Annotated in this window: 21 protein-coding genes and 2 pseudogenes; 8 read left to right on the forward strand and 15 right to left on the reverse strand. The window is 44.3% G+C overall.

From position 1 onward, the window contains the following. Window positions 1–67: 67 nt before the first annotated feature. The 8 genes from JCM11217_RS05845 to JCM11217_RS14355 form a co-directional block, all read right to left on the reverse strand. Window positions 68–1,243 carry a DUF58 domain-containing protein gene (locus JCM11217_RS05845; RefSeq protein ID WP_243678501.1) on the reverse strand — a complete coding sequence of 392 codons (1,176 nt, stop codon included), beginning with the start codon at window positions 1,241–1,243 and terminating at the stop codon, window positions 68–70. Window positions 1,244–1,297: 54 nt separating this feature from the next. Beyond that, the gene (locus tag JCM11217_RS05850; RefSeq protein ID WP_054842347.1) at window positions 1,298–2,254 is read right to left on the reverse strand and encodes a MoxR family ATPase; all 957 of its coding nucleotides are present in this window, start codon (window positions 2,252–2,254) and stop codon (window positions 1,298–1,300) included. Then, window positions 2,247–2,891, reverse strand: coding sequence for a hypothetical protein (locus JCM11217_RS14345; protein ID WP_243678502.1), 645 nt, complete (start codon window positions 2,889–2,891; stop codon window positions 2,247–2,249). The genes JCM11217_RS05850 and JCM11217_RS14345 overlap by 8 nt, the downstream gene beginning before the upstream one ends. 196 nt (window positions 2,892–3,087) lie before the next feature. Then, a complete protein-coding gene (locus JCM11217_RS14350) occupies window positions 3,088–3,360 on the reverse strand; it encodes a hypothetical protein (RefSeq protein WP_243678503.1) in 273 nt (90 codons plus the stop codon). Next, window positions 3,344–4,498, reverse strand: a complete 1,155-nt coding sequence (locus JCM11217_RS05860; protein ID WP_054842348.1) for a DUF4129 domain-containing protein — start codon at window positions 4,496–4,498, stop codon at window positions 3,344–3,346. The genes JCM11217_RS14350 and JCM11217_RS05860 overlap by 17 nt, the downstream gene beginning before the upstream one ends. Before the next feature lie 31 nt (window positions 4,499–4,529). Next, the gene (locus tag JCM11217_RS05865) at window positions 4,530–5,216 is read right to left on the reverse strand and encodes a hypothetical protein (protein WP_054842349.1); all 687 of its coding nucleotides are present in this window, start codon (window positions 5,214–5,216) and stop codon (window positions 4,530–4,532) included. A 39-nt stretch (window positions 5,217–5,255) separates the two neighbouring features. Continuing rightward, window positions 5,256–5,798: an MBL fold metallo-hydrolase gene (locus JCM11217_RS05870; protein WP_243678504.1), complete on the reverse strand. Its 543-nt coding sequence runs from the start codon at window positions 5,796–5,798 to the stop codon at window positions 5,256–5,258. 119 nt (window positions 5,799–5,917) lie between these two features. After that, a complete protein-coding gene (locus JCM11217_RS14355; protein WP_243678505.1) occupies window positions 5,918–6,067 on the reverse strand; it encodes a hypothetical protein in 150 nt (49 codons plus the stop codon). Window positions 6,068–6,169: 102 nt separating this feature from the next. Here JCM11217_RS14355 and JCM11217_RS05875 point away from each other — a divergent pair. From JCM11217_RS05875 to JCM11217_RS05880, 3 genes and pseudogenes are all read left to right on the forward strand, one after another. Further along, a pseudogene (locus tag JCM11217_RS05875) lies at window positions 6,170–7,875 on the forward strand (long-chain-fatty-acid--CoA ligase). 37 nt (window positions 7,876–7,912) lie between these two features. Continuing rightward, on the forward strand, window positions 7,913–8,119 hold the full coding sequence (locus tag JCM11217_RS14360; RefSeq protein ID WP_243678506.1) for a hypothetical protein: 207 nt from the start codon (window positions 7,913–7,915) through the stop codon (window positions 8,117–8,119). Further along, window positions 8,116–8,664: an exodeoxyribonuclease III gene (locus JCM11217_RS05880; RefSeq protein WP_243678507.1), complete on the forward strand. Its 549-nt coding sequence runs from the start codon at window positions 8,116–8,118 to the stop codon at window positions 8,662–8,664. The genes JCM11217_RS14360 and JCM11217_RS05880 overlap by 4 nt, the downstream gene beginning before the upstream one ends. Window positions 8,665–8,726: 62 nt before the next feature. Here the strand turns inward: JCM11217_RS05880 and JCM11217_RS14365 are convergent, their stop codons facing one another. Together JCM11217_RS14365 and JCM11217_RS14370 are read right to left on the reverse strand one after the other, a co-directional pair. Further along, window positions 8,727–9,779 (reverse strand): YeeE/YedE thiosulfate transporter family protein, encoded by a 1,053-nt coding sequence (locus tag JCM11217_RS14365; protein ID WP_243678508.1) that lies wholly within the window; start codon window positions 9,777–9,779, stop codon window positions 8,727–8,729. Further along, on the reverse strand, window positions 9,764–10,102 hold the full coding sequence (locus tag JCM11217_RS14370; RefSeq protein WP_243678523.1) for a YeeE/YedE thiosulfate transporter family protein: 339 nt from the start codon (window positions 10,100–10,102) through the stop codon (window positions 9,764–9,766). Before JCM11217_RS14370 ends, JCM11217_RS14365 begins: the two co-directional genes overlap by 16 nt. A 531-nt stretch (window positions 10,103–10,633) precedes the next feature. Here JCM11217_RS14370 and JCM11217_RS05890 point away from each other — a divergent pair. From JCM11217_RS05890 to JCM11217_RS05900, 3 genes are all read left to right on the forward strand, one after another. After that, the gene (locus JCM11217_RS05890) at window positions 10,634–11,098 is read left to right on the forward strand and encodes a 30S ribosomal protein S6e (protein WP_054842350.1); all 465 of its coding nucleotides are present in this window, start codon (window positions 10,634–10,636) and stop codon (window positions 11,096–11,098) included. Window positions 11,099–11,340: 242 nt separating this feature from the next. Next, on the forward strand, window positions 11,341–11,544 hold the full coding sequence (locus JCM11217_RS05895; RefSeq protein ID WP_054842351.1) for a chromatin protein Cren7: 204 nt from the start codon (window positions 11,341–11,343) through the stop codon (window positions 11,542–11,544). A gap of 74 nt (window positions 11,545–11,618) precedes the next feature. Then, window positions 11,619–12,269 (forward strand): type-4 uracil-DNA glycosylase, encoded by a 651-nt coding sequence (locus JCM11217_RS05900; protein ID WP_054842352.1) that lies wholly within the window; start codon window positions 11,619–11,621, stop codon window positions 12,267–12,269. 1 nt (window position 12,270) lies between these two features. Here the strand turns inward: JCM11217_RS05900 and JCM11217_RS05905 are convergent, their stop codons facing one another. The 3 genes from JCM11217_RS05905 to JCM11217_RS05910 form a co-directional block, all read right to left on the reverse strand. Continuing rightward, window positions 12,271–13,554: a glycosyltransferase family 2 protein gene (locus tag JCM11217_RS05905; protein ID WP_243678509.1), complete on the reverse strand. Its 1,284-nt coding sequence runs from the start codon at window positions 13,552–13,554 to the stop codon at window positions 12,271–12,273. Window positions 13,555–13,710: 156 nt separating this feature from the next. Further along, complete coding sequence (locus JCM11217_RS14375) at window positions 13,711–13,899, reverse strand: phosphoribosyltransferase family protein (RefSeq protein WP_243678510.1); 189 nt, start codon at window positions 13,897–13,899, stop codon at window positions 13,711–13,713. Next, a complete protein-coding gene (locus JCM11217_RS05910) occupies window positions 13,896–14,453 on the reverse strand; it encodes an adenine phosphoribosyltransferase (RefSeq protein WP_243678511.1) in 558 nt (185 codons plus the stop codon). Before JCM11217_RS05910 ends, JCM11217_RS14375 begins: the two co-directional genes overlap by 4 nt. A 142-nt stretch (window positions 14,454–14,595) precedes the next feature. Here JCM11217_RS05910 and JCM11217_RS05915 point away from each other — a divergent pair, with 142 nt between their 5' ends. Continuing rightward, window positions 14,596–15,273 carry a transcription factor gene (locus JCM11217_RS05915; protein WP_054842353.1) on the forward strand — a complete coding sequence of 226 codons (678 nt, stop codon included), beginning with the start codon at window positions 14,596–14,598 and terminating at the stop codon, window positions 15,271–15,273. On the opposite strand, the gene JCM11217_RS05920 is transcribed toward JCM11217_RS05915, so the two are convergent. Both JCM11217_RS05920 and JCM11217_RS14380 read right to left on the reverse strand, forming a co-directional pair. Continuing rightward, complete coding sequence (locus tag JCM11217_RS05920; protein ID WP_243678512.1) at window positions 15,270–15,542, reverse strand: hypothetical protein; 273 nt, start codon at window positions 15,540–15,542, stop codon at window positions 15,270–15,272. The genes JCM11217_RS05915 and JCM11217_RS05920 overlap by 4 nt on opposite strands. A gap of 333 nt (window positions 15,543–15,875) precedes the next feature. Further along, window positions 15,876–16,052 (reverse strand): hypothetical protein, encoded by a 177-nt coding sequence (locus JCM11217_RS14380; protein WP_243678513.1) that lies wholly within the window; start codon window positions 16,050–16,052, stop codon window positions 15,876–15,878. Window positions 16,053–16,111: 59 nt separating this feature from the next. On the opposite strand from JCM11217_RS14380, the pseudogene JCM11217_RS05925 reads away from it, so the two are divergent. Then, window positions 16,112–16,853, forward strand: a pseudogene (locus JCM11217_RS05925) (hypothetical protein); the annotation flags it as partial.

Raw genomic sequence — 16,853 nt, forward strand, 5'->3', positions numbered from 1 at the left:
CTGCCTAGGTACGTTGATACCCTGGCTATTAACGAGCCAATGCCCTCACAGGCTGGGTCCCAGGTAATTACCCTGCATTCCTCGGCAATGCCCTATATAACTTCATTCTATTCCTAATAACCCATTGATTACAGGGCAACCCCTTTACTAAACTCCTCATTAATATTGTGTCGGGCACTATGTCAATTATAAGGGCCCTTGATGGTAACTTATTAAGTAGGGTAGTAATAGTCCCAATACTTTCCGTGTTCATGTTCGTTACAATGATTAATGCTGGGTCGGTCTCCTGAATCAACCTATACAGGGCTGGGTCCATGGTATAGCCCTTAATGGGCAGCGCCTTCACAACCATTAACTCCCTCAGTAACCTATAGTACTGCGTAGTTCCTGAGCTGGGTATGACCCTTGGGCCCATTGGTATTGTCCAAAGACCAACATTGTAACCATACCTAAGTAGCACCCTACTTAGGGATAGCGTCAGGGATATCCCATACTCAAGGGGATTATCCTCAACAGTCCCATACCTCATCCACCAACCAAGGTCTAGCAATATTATCGTTGTCCTAAGACCCTCCCTCTCATACTCATTAACCATGATCCTACGGTTAGGATCCCTGGCAGTCGCCTTCCAATTAATGAATTTATAGGGGTCGCCAGGTACGTAATTCCTCACGGATCTAAACTCCGTAGAATACGGCCCAAGCCTAGACGGCGAGTACCTGGGCAGTCCCTGCCTCGGCTTAACTATGCCAAGAACCCTCCTTACAATTTTAATCCTAGGTATTACCTGAACACCCTCCTCAAGTTTAATGAAGCCCTTAATCGGCTCGTGAACCCCCCCCAGGATATTATAGTACACGTAGTCAATACCACCCAATGAATAGTTGCCTCTTTTAACGGCCCTTAATGTGTACGTAAACCTCCTATTCACATCGCCAAATCCCTTAAAGATGACATGGACGTTATTGCCCCCCCTAACTAATTCGAAGCCCTCAACCATGGAGGTACTGGGAATTGGTGGTGCCCTGATTATTAATAGGCCGAAGCCTCCGTGAACCTTAACGTTTAATTCTATATTCAATTCCTCATCAACGTATAGAACGCTCTTATCGGTATTAAGGATTATCGATATTATGGGCTTATCGCTCAGGCTCAGGGCTATCACTAACGTGATTAAGGGAAAGAGTATAGAGAGGATGTAAAGTTTAGATGTTGTTAATACAGCGATCACGGCCATAACCATTGGAAGTAATACAAGGAGTAAGAGTATTCTCGAGATTTCCCTCATTAACAATCACTATTTAGGTATCGGTATCTTCTCAACATACTCCCTAACAATATCCTCACCACTGACCCCCTCCAGGGCAACCTCAGGCTTAAGCACAATCCTATGGCCGAGAGTCTCAATAACAACCCTCTTTATATCATCGGGTATTACGTAATCCCTACCATCAATGACCGCCATGGCCCTACCCATACTCATCAACGCCATCAAGCCCCTGGGGGGGCTTGGCCCAGCGAGTACCCTGGGATCCCTCCTAATAACGTTGAAACTCGCTATGTACTTCATGACATCATCGCTAACCGTGACATTGCTTTCCACGAAATCCCTTATCAATAGTAATTCATCGCCGTTTAACACAGCCCTTACCTGAGGTGTTGGGTCGTTACTACGCCATGAAATCCTACGCCTTAATAGCTCAACCTCATCCCTCGGGTATCCTAGTTTTATTCTTATCATGAATCTGTCTAGTTGTGCCTCTGGTAGTGGGTATGTTCCCTCAAGCTCAATAGGATTCTGAGTAGCTATTACGATAAATGGTTGTGGAAGCTTGATGGTTTCACCCTCAATTGTTACTTGACCCTCCTGCATAGCCTCAAGCAAAGCAGACTGAACCTTAGGAGGAGCCCTATTAACCTCATCAGCGAGTACGAAATTTGCGAATATTGGACCAAGCACCAACTCGAAATTACCCTTATCCGGTCTCCAAACCTTAGTACCAATGATGTCGCTAGGCAATAAATCGGGCGTGAACTGGATCCTGCTAAACCTAAGCCCGAGAACTTTAGCTAGCATTTTTGACAGAAATGTCTTGCCGATTCCTGGTACGTCCTCAATGAGTACGTGACCGCCAGCAATTATTGAAGCCAATATTTTCATGAGAACCTCCTCATCGCCGACAAAGTACCTAGTTATTTCATTAATTACGGCCCTTATCCTCTCCGTTACGTAGTCAATGCCGACCTTACTCATTACCAGGCCTAGATTGAGTATTAAGGGAGTTAAATTTAGTATTTTTGGTGCTTAATAGTTCATTGAGCAATTCATTAACGAGATCTATCCTTTCCTTAACCTCCATTTCAAGGACCCTCCTCTTAACCCTCCTGCAGGTTGCTACGCTTGAGTAATTAATCAATTTATCGAGCCTATTAATGATTGTTTCATAGTCTAAGCCGTCATTTGTTAATTCATGTACCAGGTACGCAATTAACTTATCCTTCTTCCCATTGGTTATGAATTCTTTAACAGCTTCCTCAAAGAGTGAGTACTCGGGTGATGGGACGACTTCAATCTCGCGCTTATGCCTTTCATATAATTCCTCCTCAATGCTCTCCACAACACTCAATCCACTGAGGTATAGCCTATAGCCTGCGTATATTATGGATATTGAGGCGATTATTATGAATGTAATCAATATGTATAGGTTCCATGACGATGGTTTTGGAATTGAAAGCAACGAATACAGCAAACCAATACCAAATGCCGCAAGGGCTAATGGACGTGAATTTCCAATAACTCCCTTAACGTTAATACCACGTAACCCAAGCACTGTTATTGGGGGGGCAAGTACTAAGTAAGTAATGGATATGGCCGCGAATGGGTAAAACAACGGCAGGTAAATGGCACCGAATAGGTAGCCAAGCCCAAGGAATATGAAGAAGTATGATAAGTACTTAAGCAGTAACTCAATGGGGGCTTGTCCAGGTTATTTGGCTCGTTGAGTACCTATTAATTATTATGCCGATTATCGTCAGGGCTAGGAAATTCATGATATAACCAATAATGAGTGAGTACCCCCCCTGTAATTAGTAGTGAGTATGAAAGTTAACCCCCCCAATTAATAAGTACGTGAACAACGAAGGTGACACCAACCTCCTAAGTATATCCGCGGCGGCATTACTACGGTACTTAACGAAATCGCTCACCAAAATCGTCGTTACTAGGGCTATTACGGGTATTATCACTGTAATAATTAGGTAAATACCAATGGGTCTCACTAGAAGCATTAGTAATGTAAGTGATGCGAGTATTACGTACGTAATTACGTACCTAATAATTGAGTCATGACGCGCCCTCACAAATAATCACCCTGGCATCCCTAAAGACCCTTCCCAAGGCCCTGAGGAATTCCTCATAATCACTCCTATCAACATCCCTAAGCCCATACCTAACCCTTTCAAATAACTTAATAATCGTATTAATTGATGCCCAATCACCATTAATAACGCCATCATTAACCAACCGCTTCATCAACTCCCTAATGGTTTCCGAATCCCTAATCGCGAGGTCTCCTATGTTCAATCTAACAAAATTAACAACATCATCCCTATAATCACCGGCCCTAACGAATAGATCCTCCTCCCTATCACCAAGCTTAATGCCGATGCCGTAACAACCCCCCCTTGAAGGCATTATTAACGAGCTCTCCCTGATAATGCCTGGCCTCGTTACCACGACCTGGGCATTACTCCTGACAATCATAGGTAGTGGGTCATTGAACCTCCAAATTAATGGTAAATCCCTGGGTATCCCTAAATCAATTATGTCGTTGCCACCCCCCCAACCACTAAGCCTCTTCACGGTCTCTCCAGGGAGTAACTCAATATTCCTTGAGAATTTAGGGAACTCCTCATCACCGTTTTTTGGGCCTACATTAATTCTGGGGGGGCTTATCCTTGCACTGACATTAGCAGTGTTACCTGGTTGATCACTTTTGCGAATTTCTCTCCTTATTATTGCCAATGAGCTGATGCCGATAATCGCGATGGCGGTGATGATAGCGATCATTATTAACAGCGGTGGTATTCTTAATGGAACCACAGTATTACTCACATACTGCTGACTACTCCCCCCCAAGCCTTCCTGTGAGCCTAAGGTACCTGGAGATCCACCACTTAATGCCTGAGAAGGCTTTGGCGCACTTACTGCTAGGTATTTCGTTATGTTTATCGATACGTTTGGCATTATTACCGGCAGTGGTATTAATGGTACGTACAACTCCGCATTACTGGTTTCATTAACTCGTTGTGGTATTGTTAAGTTTATTGGCGGTAATGTTATCGCTGGTTGTGGTAAACCAACATGAATATTTAATGAGCTACTTCCCTGCGAACCCCCCCTCGATTCGCTCAACTTTATTAATATGCCTATTGAGGATGTCAATAACCACGTTATTAATAATCCAATGACCAGTATTAAAATTGCGGATTTATTCACACAATAATTCGCAAACCCTGACTTAAAATTCTTAGTGGCCTTGATTCACTTTATCAATTTCATTAATTTCATTAAGTATCCTGCCCAGGTCAAGCATTAACAATGCGGTGCCCGCACTAATGAGCAACCCGCCAATTAATGGCGCCTCTATCGTTAAAACACCGATTATCGTAATTAAGGCGCCGATTTTGACCCTTGCCACATTAAAGTCATTACCTAACCTATATAGAGTTACCATACTTAGGATGGATCCGAGGATTCCCAGGATTAACGATACGAATAGCGGTAACGGTAGGTAAAGTGAAAATACTATGAAATACCTATTATACATTAGGATGAGTGGCTCCAGCATTATTGGTCTAGGGATTAGGGCATTTCCCACGAGTTCATTAGCTATGAGGTAGCCCATGTAGGCTATGTTCATGAAGTACGACACTGTAATAATCACCGAGCCAACAAACCCCCCCATTAAATACCTCCCACTATAGCGCATTAAGTCCCTAAACCCAAGTAGCCAGAATAGCACTACGAGTACGTATGGTATTACCGTAGATATTAGGAGGAAGTAGGAGACCACGACCGTGAATATGTACGCGGCCATGGGCGTGATTAACAGCGATAAAAGTAATAATAATGCCAGAATAATGGTATCAGCGGATATTATGAGTAGTGACCAGCGAATATACACAATCCCACGCTCCAGAAGATCAATCGACATCCCTCAGTAATTTTAATCAAAGGCTAATTTAAAACATTATTAAAGCTCAATAACTAAACCAACACCGCCAAGCCTGGTTGCCTTGGGCAAGGCATTGTATAATGCCGCAATGCCTAGGATACCCGTGCAGTGCGTACCCACGACAATACTAGGCGATTTGCTGACTAAGTAGTTAGTTACCTGTTTAATTCTGTCCTCGCTTAATCCCATGAAGTGAAGCCCACCAATAATTGCGTATAGCTTACTCAACCCAGTTACCTGGAATCCATACTCCACAATATTCTCAACTCCAGAATGCCCACAGCCAGTAATTGCTATCAATCCACTTGGGTGCTTTATATATAATGCCATATCATCAGGCACCTCATCAGTAACCGCGCCAATATGCGAAGGACCCCACTTCCTGGGTATCTCACCTGATACAATAACTTCATTAGTTATTCTATAGGGTTCCCTAATCAATACTAAATCAACACCCTTACTCTCTAGGTATTCTCTCGTGAAATCCACGCTTATGTCCTCGAGCTTACCGCCTTCACCGGTGGCGTAGGCTTTCGTGAATAGGTTGGCGTGTGCGATCATTTTTATGGGCTTTGATCTGGCGTTTAGAAATGCCTTGACACCGCCTGTGTGGTCGATATGCCTATGGCTGATTACTAGGTACTCTGGCTCATTAGTCTATGCCCAATGCCTCATGTTATTTAGTAAGGCCGTCCCTGTAAGCCCCCCCGTATCGTATAATATCTTATAGTCATGCACATACGCCGCGAACCCCCCCACTCACTCAACAACCTCCTACTTAATGAGGATAGTTGTGTTGCGTAGTTATCCACTAATATTGTTATTTTCATAATTTTTACACTGGTTTACTTAAATTTTAAGTTTTAATGTATATATTTCTATATATGAGTTATATCCAGAAGTCTTATAAATCATGAATAGGAATCACTGACATGCCGTCCGAGGAGGTTAAGTCCTTTTTCTACGACTTTCAATTGACAATAGACAAGATACTTGACTATGCAGCCACTGCCTTTCCTAATAATGAGATTGTTTATTGGCCCCCTGGCGGCTCCAGGACATCAGTCACATTCACGCAACTTGCGGATAGGGTTCGAAGGGTCGCAGCCGCCTTAATGGACCTAGACCTAAAGCCGGGCAAGGCCTGGGAGCTGGGTAGTAAGGTCGCGGTGCTTGAGTGGAATACCCTTAGGTACCTAGACCTTTACTACGCGGTCCCAAGCATTGGCGTTGCCCTATTCACGGTCAACGCAATGCTTGCCCCTAAGGAGATCATATATACAATGGGTGTTGCTAAGCCTGAGGTATTCGTTGTAAATATCGATTATTTCGAGCCATTGCTGAAACCAATTCTTGATAATGTCAAGAGCATAAAGGCTGTTATTTATATGAGTGATAGGGGTAAGGTGCCGAGCCAGGATTACGGCGTTAAGATGATACCGTACGAGGAACTCCTAAAACACGAACCACTAAAGGAATTCCCTGAAATAGACGAAAGAACGCCAGCCACATTAATGTTCACGTCTGGAACAACAGGACTGCCCAAGGGAGGGTATCACACCCATAGGGGGGGTTAGTGTTGCATACGTTATCTACGGCGCTCGCCGTGAAGAACCCGCCCATAAATGCCTCACAGGATGATGTTGCTATGGTTTTGGTGCCCATGTATCATGTCCATGCATGGGGTTGGCCGTGGTCAACAATGCTTGGTGGTCATAGGAAGATTGTGTATCCAGGCCGCTTTGATTGGGGGGGTCACATACTCAAGCTAATACATGAGGAGGGGGGGATCACATTATCGGCAGGTGTACCAACGATACTTTACAATCTACTAAACCACCCAGACTCGCCTAAGTACGATCTTAGTAGGTTGAAGTTTATAGTTGGTGGTGCGGCATTACCTGAGGGCTTGTTAAAGGCCGCCCAGGCGAGGGGGGGTATGACTGTAATAAGCGGTTATGGTTTGACCGAGACAGCGCCGGTACTTACCATCGCCTACTTAAGGCCTGATCATAGGGATTTACCGCCTGAGAGGAAGAACGAGATTTACCTAAGGACTGGGATTGTGATACCTCTTGTTCAGTTGCGTGTTGTTGATGAGCAGGATAGAGATGTTCCAAAGGATGGTAAGACCATTGGTGAAATCGCGGTTAGGGCTCCTTGGTTGTTCAAGGAGTATATTGGTGATCCTGAGAAGACGAGGAATGCATGGCGCAACGGCTGGTTTCACACAGGGGGGGATGCGGCGGTTTGGTTCCCTGACAATTACGTTAAGATCGCTGATAGGCTTAAGGACGTGATCAAAAGCGGTGGTGAGTGGATACCGAGCCTTAGGCTTGAGGATTTAATAAGCACGCACCCTGGCGTTAACCTAGTCGCCGTTGTAGGCGTGCCCCATGAGAAGTGGGGGGGTGAGAGGCCTGTGGCCATTATAGTGCCCAAGCCTGGCTATGAGGGTAGGCTTACTGAGGATGAGATTAGGAGTTACCTGATGCAGTTTGTGGAGAGGGGGGGTGAGATACCGAAGTGGTGGATACCAGACAAGGTGATATTCGTGAAGGAGTTACCATTAACGAGCACTGGTAAGATAGATAAGAAGGTGCTTAGGGATCAGTATAAGGACGTGCTTAGTAAGTAAGTGCTTAAATCCAAATCATTGAATTAACTTAAATAAAATGAGGATTATTTCCTGGAACGTTAATGGTTTAAGGAGTATAATGAGGAAGGGCTCGCTCGATAGGTTACTGAGTATGGGTAATTATGATGTTGTTCTACTTCAGGAGATTAGGAGTTTAGGCGATGTGCCACTAACGATAATGGGCTTGGGCTATGAGGCATATCCATTCCCCCCCGCCGAGAGGAAGGCTACGCAGGCGTTATGACGCTCACGAAGATAAGGCCCATCTCCATTATTAAGGGCCTTGGTATTAAGGAGTTTGATGCCGAGGGTAGGGTGATTACGGTCGAGTTTAACGACTTCTATGTCGTTAACGCGTACTTTCCAAGGGCCGGTGACGACCTCAGCAGGCTGAGCTTCAAAATGTCCTTCTGCACCGCCATTGAGAGGTTTTTGGTTAATCTAAGGAGTGGGAAGCCTGTGATTGTGTGCGGGGGGGATTTCAACATAGCTAGGGACAGGATTGATTCCTCATTCTGGGATGAGAAACACCCTGGCTTAACCCCTGAGGAGAGGGCTTGGCTTAATCAATTCCTTAAGGAGGGTTTCATAGATACTTTCAGAGAGCTACACCCAAGCGCGAAGGTATTTACGTGGCGTAGCTACCGAGAGAGATGGAGGGCAATGAGGATTGATTATTGCATAGTTAGCGAGGAATTGAGGAATAAGGTCACTAAGGCTGAGGTTTTAAGCGATGTGGAGGGTTCTGACCACGTACCAGTCATGATTGAGATAAATAATGAGGATTAAGAAGAGGAAAAAGAAAAATTAAATTTTGAAATAATCGTAAATAGATTATTATTTAAATTTACTTATTTAGATTCCTGTGCTGTTTGTAATGGTTCGTAGTTCTGTACCACCTGTCCATCGACGGTCATTGGGGTCTGCGAGTAGTAAGCTGTTATGGCTAGTAATAGAAGTATTGGTATTATTGCGGTGAGTGCAACTGCGTTTGGTGGTATGGCGTAAGTTGTGCTGAAGCCTGTGGCAAAGGCTGCGACCAGCACTGTGGCTATGACGCCTATGACCATTGCAGCGGCTATGTACTTGTAGTTCTTGTCTAGCTTAGCAACCCATTCCTCAGTAGCCTTCTCATCAACAGTACCCCTATAGCTCATTTCACTGGGTGTGTTGCCGTATAACAGCCTAGCTGTGATTATGGCGAAGAGGAGGACCATTATGCCAAATAATAAACCACTATCAGCCATCTGAAGCCAGCCGCTCAGTATATGGCCAGAGGCACAGCCATCGGCCATTCTAGCGCCAAACAGCATTAGGTAAGCCCCTATGAATGAGCCAAGAGCTCTCTTAGTCCAGCTATTGCCAAACCTATTCCTCCAGCTTGGTGGTATGACAGGCTTAAAGGCAGTGAACCTCTTAGTAACTAGCACAGCCGTGAAGAATGCACCTAGGAATGTGCCTATATCACTTAGTGGCTCCCAGCCAATAGTCTTAAACACTATTTGGCTATACCTAAAGCTGGGCATGAATAAGTAACCGGCTATCCAGCTATCAGTAGTGGATTCACCGAATATCTGATGGAATATTATGCCTAAGATGACGGCTATGGCTATTAAGGCGCCTATCAGCACCATGAACCATGCATAAATATTACTTTCAACCGCATAATAGTTGTTAATCTTCCAAGCGAACGAACCCTTCTTATAGGGTAAGCCGCCCTCAGTTAGGTAATTCCTAGTATCCTCCATCTTCTTAGCCTCAAGCTCGGTTGGTCCAACTTTAATCTTAGTTACACCTACCCTAGCGGCAGCCCTGCCAAGGGCATTCATTATGCATGACCTCTTGCCGCCTTTAAACCTTGGTAAGAAGTAGGCTATCAGCATCATTATTATGCCGTAGACCACGCAATGCCAAATAGGGCCAGTGGGGGGGAGATGCCCATAATGTAGGGTGGCTTAGCGTTCCATAGCAGTATCTTGGGGGGGCCTAAATCAATTACATTGTGCATCCATAGACCAACAGGCGTCTGGTAAAGAGCAGTCCAGGTAGCTGCGCCTAAGATTGCTCCAGCCAATGCAAATACTGCATCTCTCCTACCCTCACCAAGCGCCATCCATATACTACCTGGGAAGTAGCCGCTTATGGCTAAGCCAATACCAAATAAAGCGCCGCCAACAATGTCAGTTACTGGAGTCAAGCCCTTTGGACCCCCCCAGTGCATGCCTATACCAGCCGCGTATAAGCCGAATAGTATTATTGAGCCGATACCAACACCTAGGGCGATGCAGGATACGAATAGCCTATCTTCCCACTTAGCTAGCCTTATTAGGGTTTCAGGGTTAGCTATGCCCCAGCCTCGGCCAGGGCGCCTATAGTAAACCCTACCAGAACTCCCCCCCAGAAGAGAGGTGCGGTTATATATATTATATCTGACATTTTATCACCACTTTTCGCAATTATTGCCTCTTTTTAAACATTAAGTTGTCAAAAATAGGAATTATTACGTTAAAATAAGGATATTCATATTCATGCAATTTATGCCGTTAATTACGATACGATAATTATAATGGATAAAGAATTATGTAGGCCTATAAAAGCTGAGGAATTGAATGTAATAAATCACAATATCCAGTTGACTTATTAGTGAAAAATTGTCAATATTTAAATAAATATTTCAAAAATCTTGACGTTTCGTATTACTAGGTCGTTATTCATAATGATAGAAGTATTTTAATAGCCCCTATCTACGTTCAAGTCGATGCCAACGTTTAAGTTAGTACTTAGTGACCCAATGAGTGGGAGAGCTAAGCAGTTTGAGGTTAAGGACCCAGTTGCCCAAAGGTTTGTGGGTTTGAGGATTGGTGATGAGGTTGATGGTGGAGTGATTAAGGAGGTCTTTGAGTTGCCGCCTGGTTTTAAGATAAGGATTACGGGTGGTAGTGGTGTTGATGGTGCCCCCCCAATGTTGCCAAATATCGAGGGTGCTGTTAAGAAGTACCTGCTAATGAGCGAGGGCGTTGGCTATCACCCTGAGAAGCATGGCATGAGGAAGAGGAAGCTCGTTAGGGGGGGCAATACAATAAGCGATCAGATAGTCCAGGTAAACGCGGTCCTTGTATACCCAAAGGATTGGAAGGAGGGCCCCCCCATCATACCACTTAGCGATAAGGAAGTTCAAAAGCTTAGTGGCGGTGCTGAGCAGAAGGCTGAGGAGAAGCAGTAAGCTTTTCGAGCTATTACTGCCATTATTTAATTTTTAATAATAATTAACGTAATTCCTGATTATTAAGGAGAATAGAAAATAATACTCAGACCTTATCATAATCATGGACTTTATAGATAAAAATTTACCTTTTTATGTTTGTATTATTTCTTGTTTTTGTTTCTCCTCTTTTTATCATTTTATTTTTATGGCTCTTTCTAAAGCGATATATTTATAAACCAGCGTTAAATAAAAGACAATGTATGGTAAAGCTGGAGGACCTGGCTAAGAAGGAGTATGAAATAGAGTATGAAGGTAACAAGTACAAGCTTAAGCCTACGAAGGTTTGGAAGGTTCAGCCTAAGGGTAGGAAGGGCTTCGTAATGGCACTGTTCAGGCTTCCCACCGGCAAGGTTGCTAGGAAGGTTATAGCTAAGGTTGACGAGCAGGGCAATATAATAACCTAAGCGTGTTCTTGAATTGCCATTTAATTAAAAAATAAATTAAAACGATTTTTTATTTTCCTAACAAAGGGATTAGCATGGACATTATTAAGATTAAGATAAACGTTGCGAATTACGACGAGTTAGTCCACCTAATGCTGAACTGCACTAAGTGTAAATTGCATTCATCAAGGAGGAGGGTTGTACCTGGGGGGGAGGGTCCCTTAAATGCTAGGATAATGATAATTGGCGAGGCACCTGGCGAGAAGGAGGATGAGGAGGGTAGGCCATTCGTTGGCGCTGCAGGTCAGTTACTAACTAAGTTATTGAGTAGCGTGGGTATTAGGAGGGAGGATGTTTACATAACGAACGTCGTTAAGTGCAGGCCACCTAACAATAGGGATCCTGAGCCTGACGAGATTGAGGCGTGCAGGCCATACCTAGTCACTCAAATATTAATGATTAAGCCTCAGATAATCATATGCCTAGGAAGGCATAGTGCCAGGGAGATATTAACAATGGCTGGTTATCCTGAAAAGTCTGTATCCAATATAAGCAGTATTAGGGGTAAGGTGTTCAATGCAAGGCTTGGTGATCTCAGTGTTAAGGTTTTACCAACTTACCATCCAGCCGCCGCGTTGTATAATCCGAGGCTTAGGAGCGTCATTGAGGAGGATTTGAGAAAGGTGAAGACGCTACTCGGCAAAGGTGAGGGAGGCGGAGGAATACTTGATTATTTAGGGTCTTAGGTCATAATGTACCGTTGAGTATCCTCCATAGTCCTCTCACGTATCCTGCCAGGTATGGTAGGGTGATAAGTATGTTGGTTAGGTTGAGGTGTATTATGGAGAGTATGAATGCTGTGATCACTAAAACAGTCATTAAGTACTCCGGTAATAAATTAATGCTCTCCCTGACCCACTTACGGGAACCCTTTGGCGTTGGTATCCACTCAATTCTGCCAATATTAAGTAGGCCCATTAGGTTTGCAGCGGCTATCCTGGGTAATGCCATTATGAAGGCTAGGTTTGCGCTATTGATCGCGAAGATGTCTCTACGAGGATCACCGCCAAACTCCCTATCAAGCATTAGTAGTGAGTATAGGTACATCAGTAATGGTAACACAACCAATATTAATAATGCAACAAATGCCCAGAGGGGAATGCTTATTCCGGCAATATTCATGGCCACGAGCATGAGTATCGAAGTTAATTGAAGAACATAGGCAAAATACTGCCCCCCCAGGTAAAGTAGTACCGTGGCGCCATGCCTCTTACGCATAACCTGCCAAAAATACTTCCTAACAACCCTACCAACACCAAAGCTCCACCTCAACTGCTGCCTAAGGAATCCAGTATAATTAATGGGGACCTCCACGTTAACAAAGGCATTATCGGCGTATGTAACCCTTAAGTCATTGATGAAGAATCTCACGCCAAGTTCCACATCCTCAAGAACATCCTCAGGCCAATAACCAACCCTCCTCAACGCACCAATGCTTACTAAGGAACCACTACCAAGTATTGGCACCCAGCCAATCAATTCATTGAGAGCCTTCAAAACCCTAAAGAAGAGTAGGTAACCAATCCACTGTCCACGCGCGAGTAATGAGTCGTTCCCATTACTGGCAACCCAGTGAGGGACTACGGCGCTTGCTGAATTAATGTGTTTGAGTAATTCATTAATGGTTTCTCGGTTCATTACTGAGTCTATATCAAGTACAAGCATGTAGTCGCCGTCCCTCATATCAGCCCTCCTAATTACATGGTTCAATGCACCACCCTTATAACCACTCGGCTTTTCCCTATGAATTACCCTGAAGCCATACTTATTACCTAATGCCCTTATTACATTTAAGGTACTATCATCGTAATTATCGAGGATATAAATTACATTGAGGTCAGGTTGTAAGGATGCTAACCTCCTCATGGAGACTTCCACGAGGTCCAGCGGCTCAGATTTAACGGGAATTACCAGGAATACCCTCCCTCCAGCCCCCCCTGAATTGATTCCCCCCCCTTGCCTTATCTTCATGAATATTTCTAGCCATTTTAATAATAATTAATTGGTACATTATTGGGTAAAACGATGCTATCGTTACCACGAGGTATATTATTACAATTACCGTTTCATAATTCATAATCATTATGTTGTGTGTAATCGTGATAATTTAATAATTTATTCTCAATTTCAACTCCTCAAATCGCTCAAATCCAGGATAACATCAACACGTACATTCCTATCTCTTAACTTATCAATCCAAGACTTACTCATAGAGATCAATACTGAAACACCCACCAACCTGGCTCCCGCACTATTTACTAGCTCGATTAACGCATTCAATGTTCTGCCTGTCCTCACGATATCATCAACGATCAAAACATCATCACCCTCTCAAGTAAATGCCTCGGTAGGTATAGGGATACTCTACGCGGTGGTGAGTCAACTATGTAACTAACCTCGTAGAAGTCCTCCGAAGCCACATCCTTATACTGCTTGGCAATGGCTAACCTGGCATTTAATGCGTACGACGCCATTACCGATAGGGGGGGTATTCCATCCGTGGCCGCCGTTAATACCTTATTAACCGGTAGGTCTGAGAATAGGTCCTTAACCCTCCTTTGATAAAGTCTGAGGATGTATGGATTAAATAATACATTATTTAGATCAATAAACCCATCCTTAATCACCACATTCCTCCTCAAAACCTCCGTCAGGTCAAGCATGGGTCTCAACCTCTCCTTAATTATTCCAACGGTGTCTAATGACGGTAATAAATCACCATTGGCATACCTACAAAGCAAGCTCTCCGGTATGCTCAGTATCTGCGATAACTCCCTATACGAGAGGTTATAAATGGACTTTGCTGAATTTAGCAGCTCAACGGCTTCTAATTGCTCATCAACCTTAGCGAGTCTCCTGCCTGCACGCATTTAATTAATTCTTTAAACAATTGTTTAAAAAGTTAATTAGTAGAAATGTTCCGTAGATCATATAGACACGGTAAAACTAAATATATAACTAATGAGTATGTGGTGAAAGGTTTTTATTAGAAATTAGTTATTTATTTAGTGTATGAGTGGCGAAGAGAGAAGGGAGGAGGTTGGTAGTGAGGAGGAAATTGAGAGAGGAGGCGCGACAGCAGAGCTTGTTAAGGGTAATGTCCTAAAGATTAGGTGGGTTACGGGCAAAACCTCGGCAGCAAGATTATTTGGTAAGTACGGTAGGGAGGGCAGGCCAGACTTCTTTAGGCTGCTCTTCGGAGCCATTGGTGGTAGTCTTAGGTCGCAATTCCCTGAGGATAAGGCCAATGAGTTATTCAATAATATTAGGAATTCCCAGGGATTCAAGGATTCACTTGATGAAGTCTTTGAATCCATGAAGAGGTGGTTCTTTGATGAGATAGTTCCTAAGTATAAGCTCGAGAGGGGGGGTGACGTATTTGTGATATCGACGACGCTCGAGCTCAATATCGAGACCGGCGAGCTTAGGTGGGATAAGGAATCAACCCAGGTTATTTATTGGATTAGGAGCGATAGGGTTGCCGAGAAATGCAAGGAGCTCGGCATTACGGCGGGGGGGGCTGGCGCTGAGGATGTTGATAGGCTGAGGAGGGAGAGGGATGAGTTGGCAAATAGGGTTAAGGAGCTTGAGAATAGGGTGAATGAGTTAACGAATGAGAACAACAGGCTGAAGGCTGAAAATGAGGAATTGAAGAAGAAACTAGAGAGTATTAAGCAGCTGGTTGGTTAACCGCCATAATACCCAATTAAAACTCCATAACCAACAACATCACTCACATTAATAGACCTTACTAAGTCAAAATCGCTCTCGCTCGATGGCGGTAACTCCCTGTTTAGAGCCAGGACTATTATCACGTACTCATGTGGAGGACCGGGCGGTGGACATGGCCCGCCATAACCAACCTTACCAAAATCATTAATACCCTGATAACCAATGCCAGGCACGTAGTATTGAGCTGGAATGCCCTGGGGGGGCAATTCCGTTATATTGGGCGGCACGTCATAAAGAACCCAGTGAATGAAAACGCCACCAGGTGAATTGTATCGTATATTGTTTTCTGTTCCCTGGGTTTGGGAGAACTTTGTTTGGTGGGTTGGGGGGGCTTTGGTTTTTGTTGGCTTTAACCCGCGTGCTCAATCCATATCGCCTTTTTAGCGTGTTTGTTCCCAGTCACCTCGTTAGAGCGCCATGGTTGCGTTGCCGATGTCGATGTTACCCTTAATTATGTCGCGCTCTCTACATGGCTTTGATGCCCTTTACTTGGCCGTATTCTTGGCGATTGGCTTTCTCGTCGCTGAACTCAATGCTAGGGACCAACCCATGGCCAGCTCTTATGAATCCCTAAATAACTCGACTATGAACCTCATTGTCCTGCTTAGGGTTATTTCCCGCTCATAAACCTCATCACCATACACGTACCTCATTCTAACGGATTTCGGACCATCGCTCGTTATTACATGCATGACTTTGCTCGCAGCCTCTCTTTTCAATCGCCTGCTTAAGCCCATTCAGCACTGGTTCGGCAGTGACTTATTAGCCTCGTTGGGAGTCAATCCATGGATGTCTCATGGCTCTTGAAGTCGTTAAACCAAGGATCTGCTGGGGAGTTAAGGCAAGGGGCTCGAGAAGGCTTGAATGCGGCGAGTCAGTCAATGACCCAGGGGGGGTCATTGAGGAAGTAATGAGGCTAATCAACGAGTTCCTAAACCGAGTAGAGAAGCACAAATCAATCTTGTTAAGTGACTCGGCAACGCCATTCGATGAGACAATCAAAGCCTTGAGTAGTTGGCTACAAGAAATCAAGTCGAAGATTGAGGAAAACAATGACGAAACCATCACTAACCTGAGGAAGGCGATGCATGACATCGGAGAGAAGATGCTGAGGCTAGCCGAGAGAGCACGCGAGAAGTGGCTTAAGACCTACAAGCGAGAGCTCGAGGAGCTTATTGAGAAATTGAGAAAGGGCGAAGCTAATGTAGCCGTTAGCGGTGACCCATTTGACAATAGCAAGTCATTTGCAGTCCACCTATACACGGAGAACCTAACTATTGAGGTGGCGAGGATGGCTAAGTCGGGAAGCACAACGATAGAAATTATATTCACCGGTCTCAAGGGCACTCACATAGCCGTGCCAAAGCAATTCGGCGAAAACAAGCTAAGGGCAATGCAGTGCGGGCTGTTGATGACTGACGGCTCGATTAATAAGAAAGGTTACCCAGAGATGAACACGAACCAAATATGGCAAGTCGTTATTTGGCCGATTATATGGTTTAGGGGGGGGAATCTCGTGTACATAAATGGCGTGAGCC

The organism is Vulcanisaeta distributa JCM 11217 (genome assembly GCF_001316005.1).
Taxonomy (GTDB): Archaea; Thermoproteota; Thermoprotei; order Thermoproteales; family Thermocladiaceae; genus Vulcanisaeta; species Vulcanisaeta distributa_B.

Excerpts from the sequence above, each read along its gene's own strand:
- JCM11217_RS05905 (WP_243678509.1), bottom strand. The coding sequence starts at position 13,554 with ATGAAGATAAGGCAAGGGGGGGGAATCAATTCAGGGGGGGCTGGAGGG.
- JCM11217_RS05890 (WP_054842350.1), top strand. The coding sequence starts at position 10,634 with ATGCCAACGTTTAAGTTAGTACTTAGTGACCCAATGAGTGGGAGAGCT.
- JCM11217_RS05880 (WP_243678507.1), top strand. The coding sequence starts at position 8,116 with ATGACGCTCACGAAGATAAGGCCCATCTCCATTATTAAGGGCCTTGGT.
- JCM11217_RS05910 (WP_243678511.1), bottom strand. The coding sequence starts at position 14,453 with ATGCGTGCAGGCAGGAGACTCGCTAAGGTTGATGAGCAATTAGAAGCC.
- JCM11217_RS05915 (WP_054842353.1), top strand. The coding sequence starts at position 14,596 with ATGAGTGGCGAAGAGAGAAGGGAGGAGGTTGGTAGTGAGGAGGAAATT.
- JCM11217_RS05865 (WP_054842349.1), bottom strand. The coding sequence starts at position 5,216 with ATGTCGATTGATCTTCTGGAGCGTGGGATTGTGTATATTCGCTGGTCA.
- JCM11217_RS14380 (WP_243678513.1), bottom strand. The coding sequence starts at position 16,052 with ATGGGCTTAAGCAGGCGATTGAAAAGAGAGGCTGCGAGCAAAGTCATG.
- JCM11217_RS14355 (WP_243678505.1), bottom strand. The coding sequence starts at position 6,067 with ATGAAAATAACAATATTAGTGGATAACTACGCAACACAACTATCCTCA.
- JCM11217_RS05850 (WP_054842347.1), bottom strand. The coding sequence starts at position 2,254 with ATGAGTAAGGTCGGCATTGACTACGTAACGGAGAGGATAAGGGCCGTA.
- JCM11217_RS14360 (WP_243678506.1), top strand. The coding sequence starts at position 7,913 with ATGAGGATTATTTCCTGGAACGTTAATGGTTTAAGGAGTATAATGAGG.
- JCM11217_RS05845 (WP_243678501.1), bottom strand. The coding sequence starts at position 1,243 with ATGGTTATGGCCGTGATCGCTGTATTAACAACATCTAAACTTTACATC.
- JCM11217_RS05900 (WP_054842352.1), top strand. The coding sequence starts at position 11,619 with ATGGACATTATTAAGATTAAGATAAACGTTGCGAATTACGACGAGTTA.
- JCM11217_RS05895 (WP_054842351.1), top strand. The coding sequence starts at position 11,341 with ATGGTAAAGCTGGAGGACCTGGCTAAGAAGGAGTATGAAATAGAGTAT.
- JCM11217_RS05870 (WP_243678504.1), bottom strand. The coding sequence starts at position 5,798 with ATGATCGCACACGCCAACCTATTCACGAAAGCCTACGCCACCGGTGAA.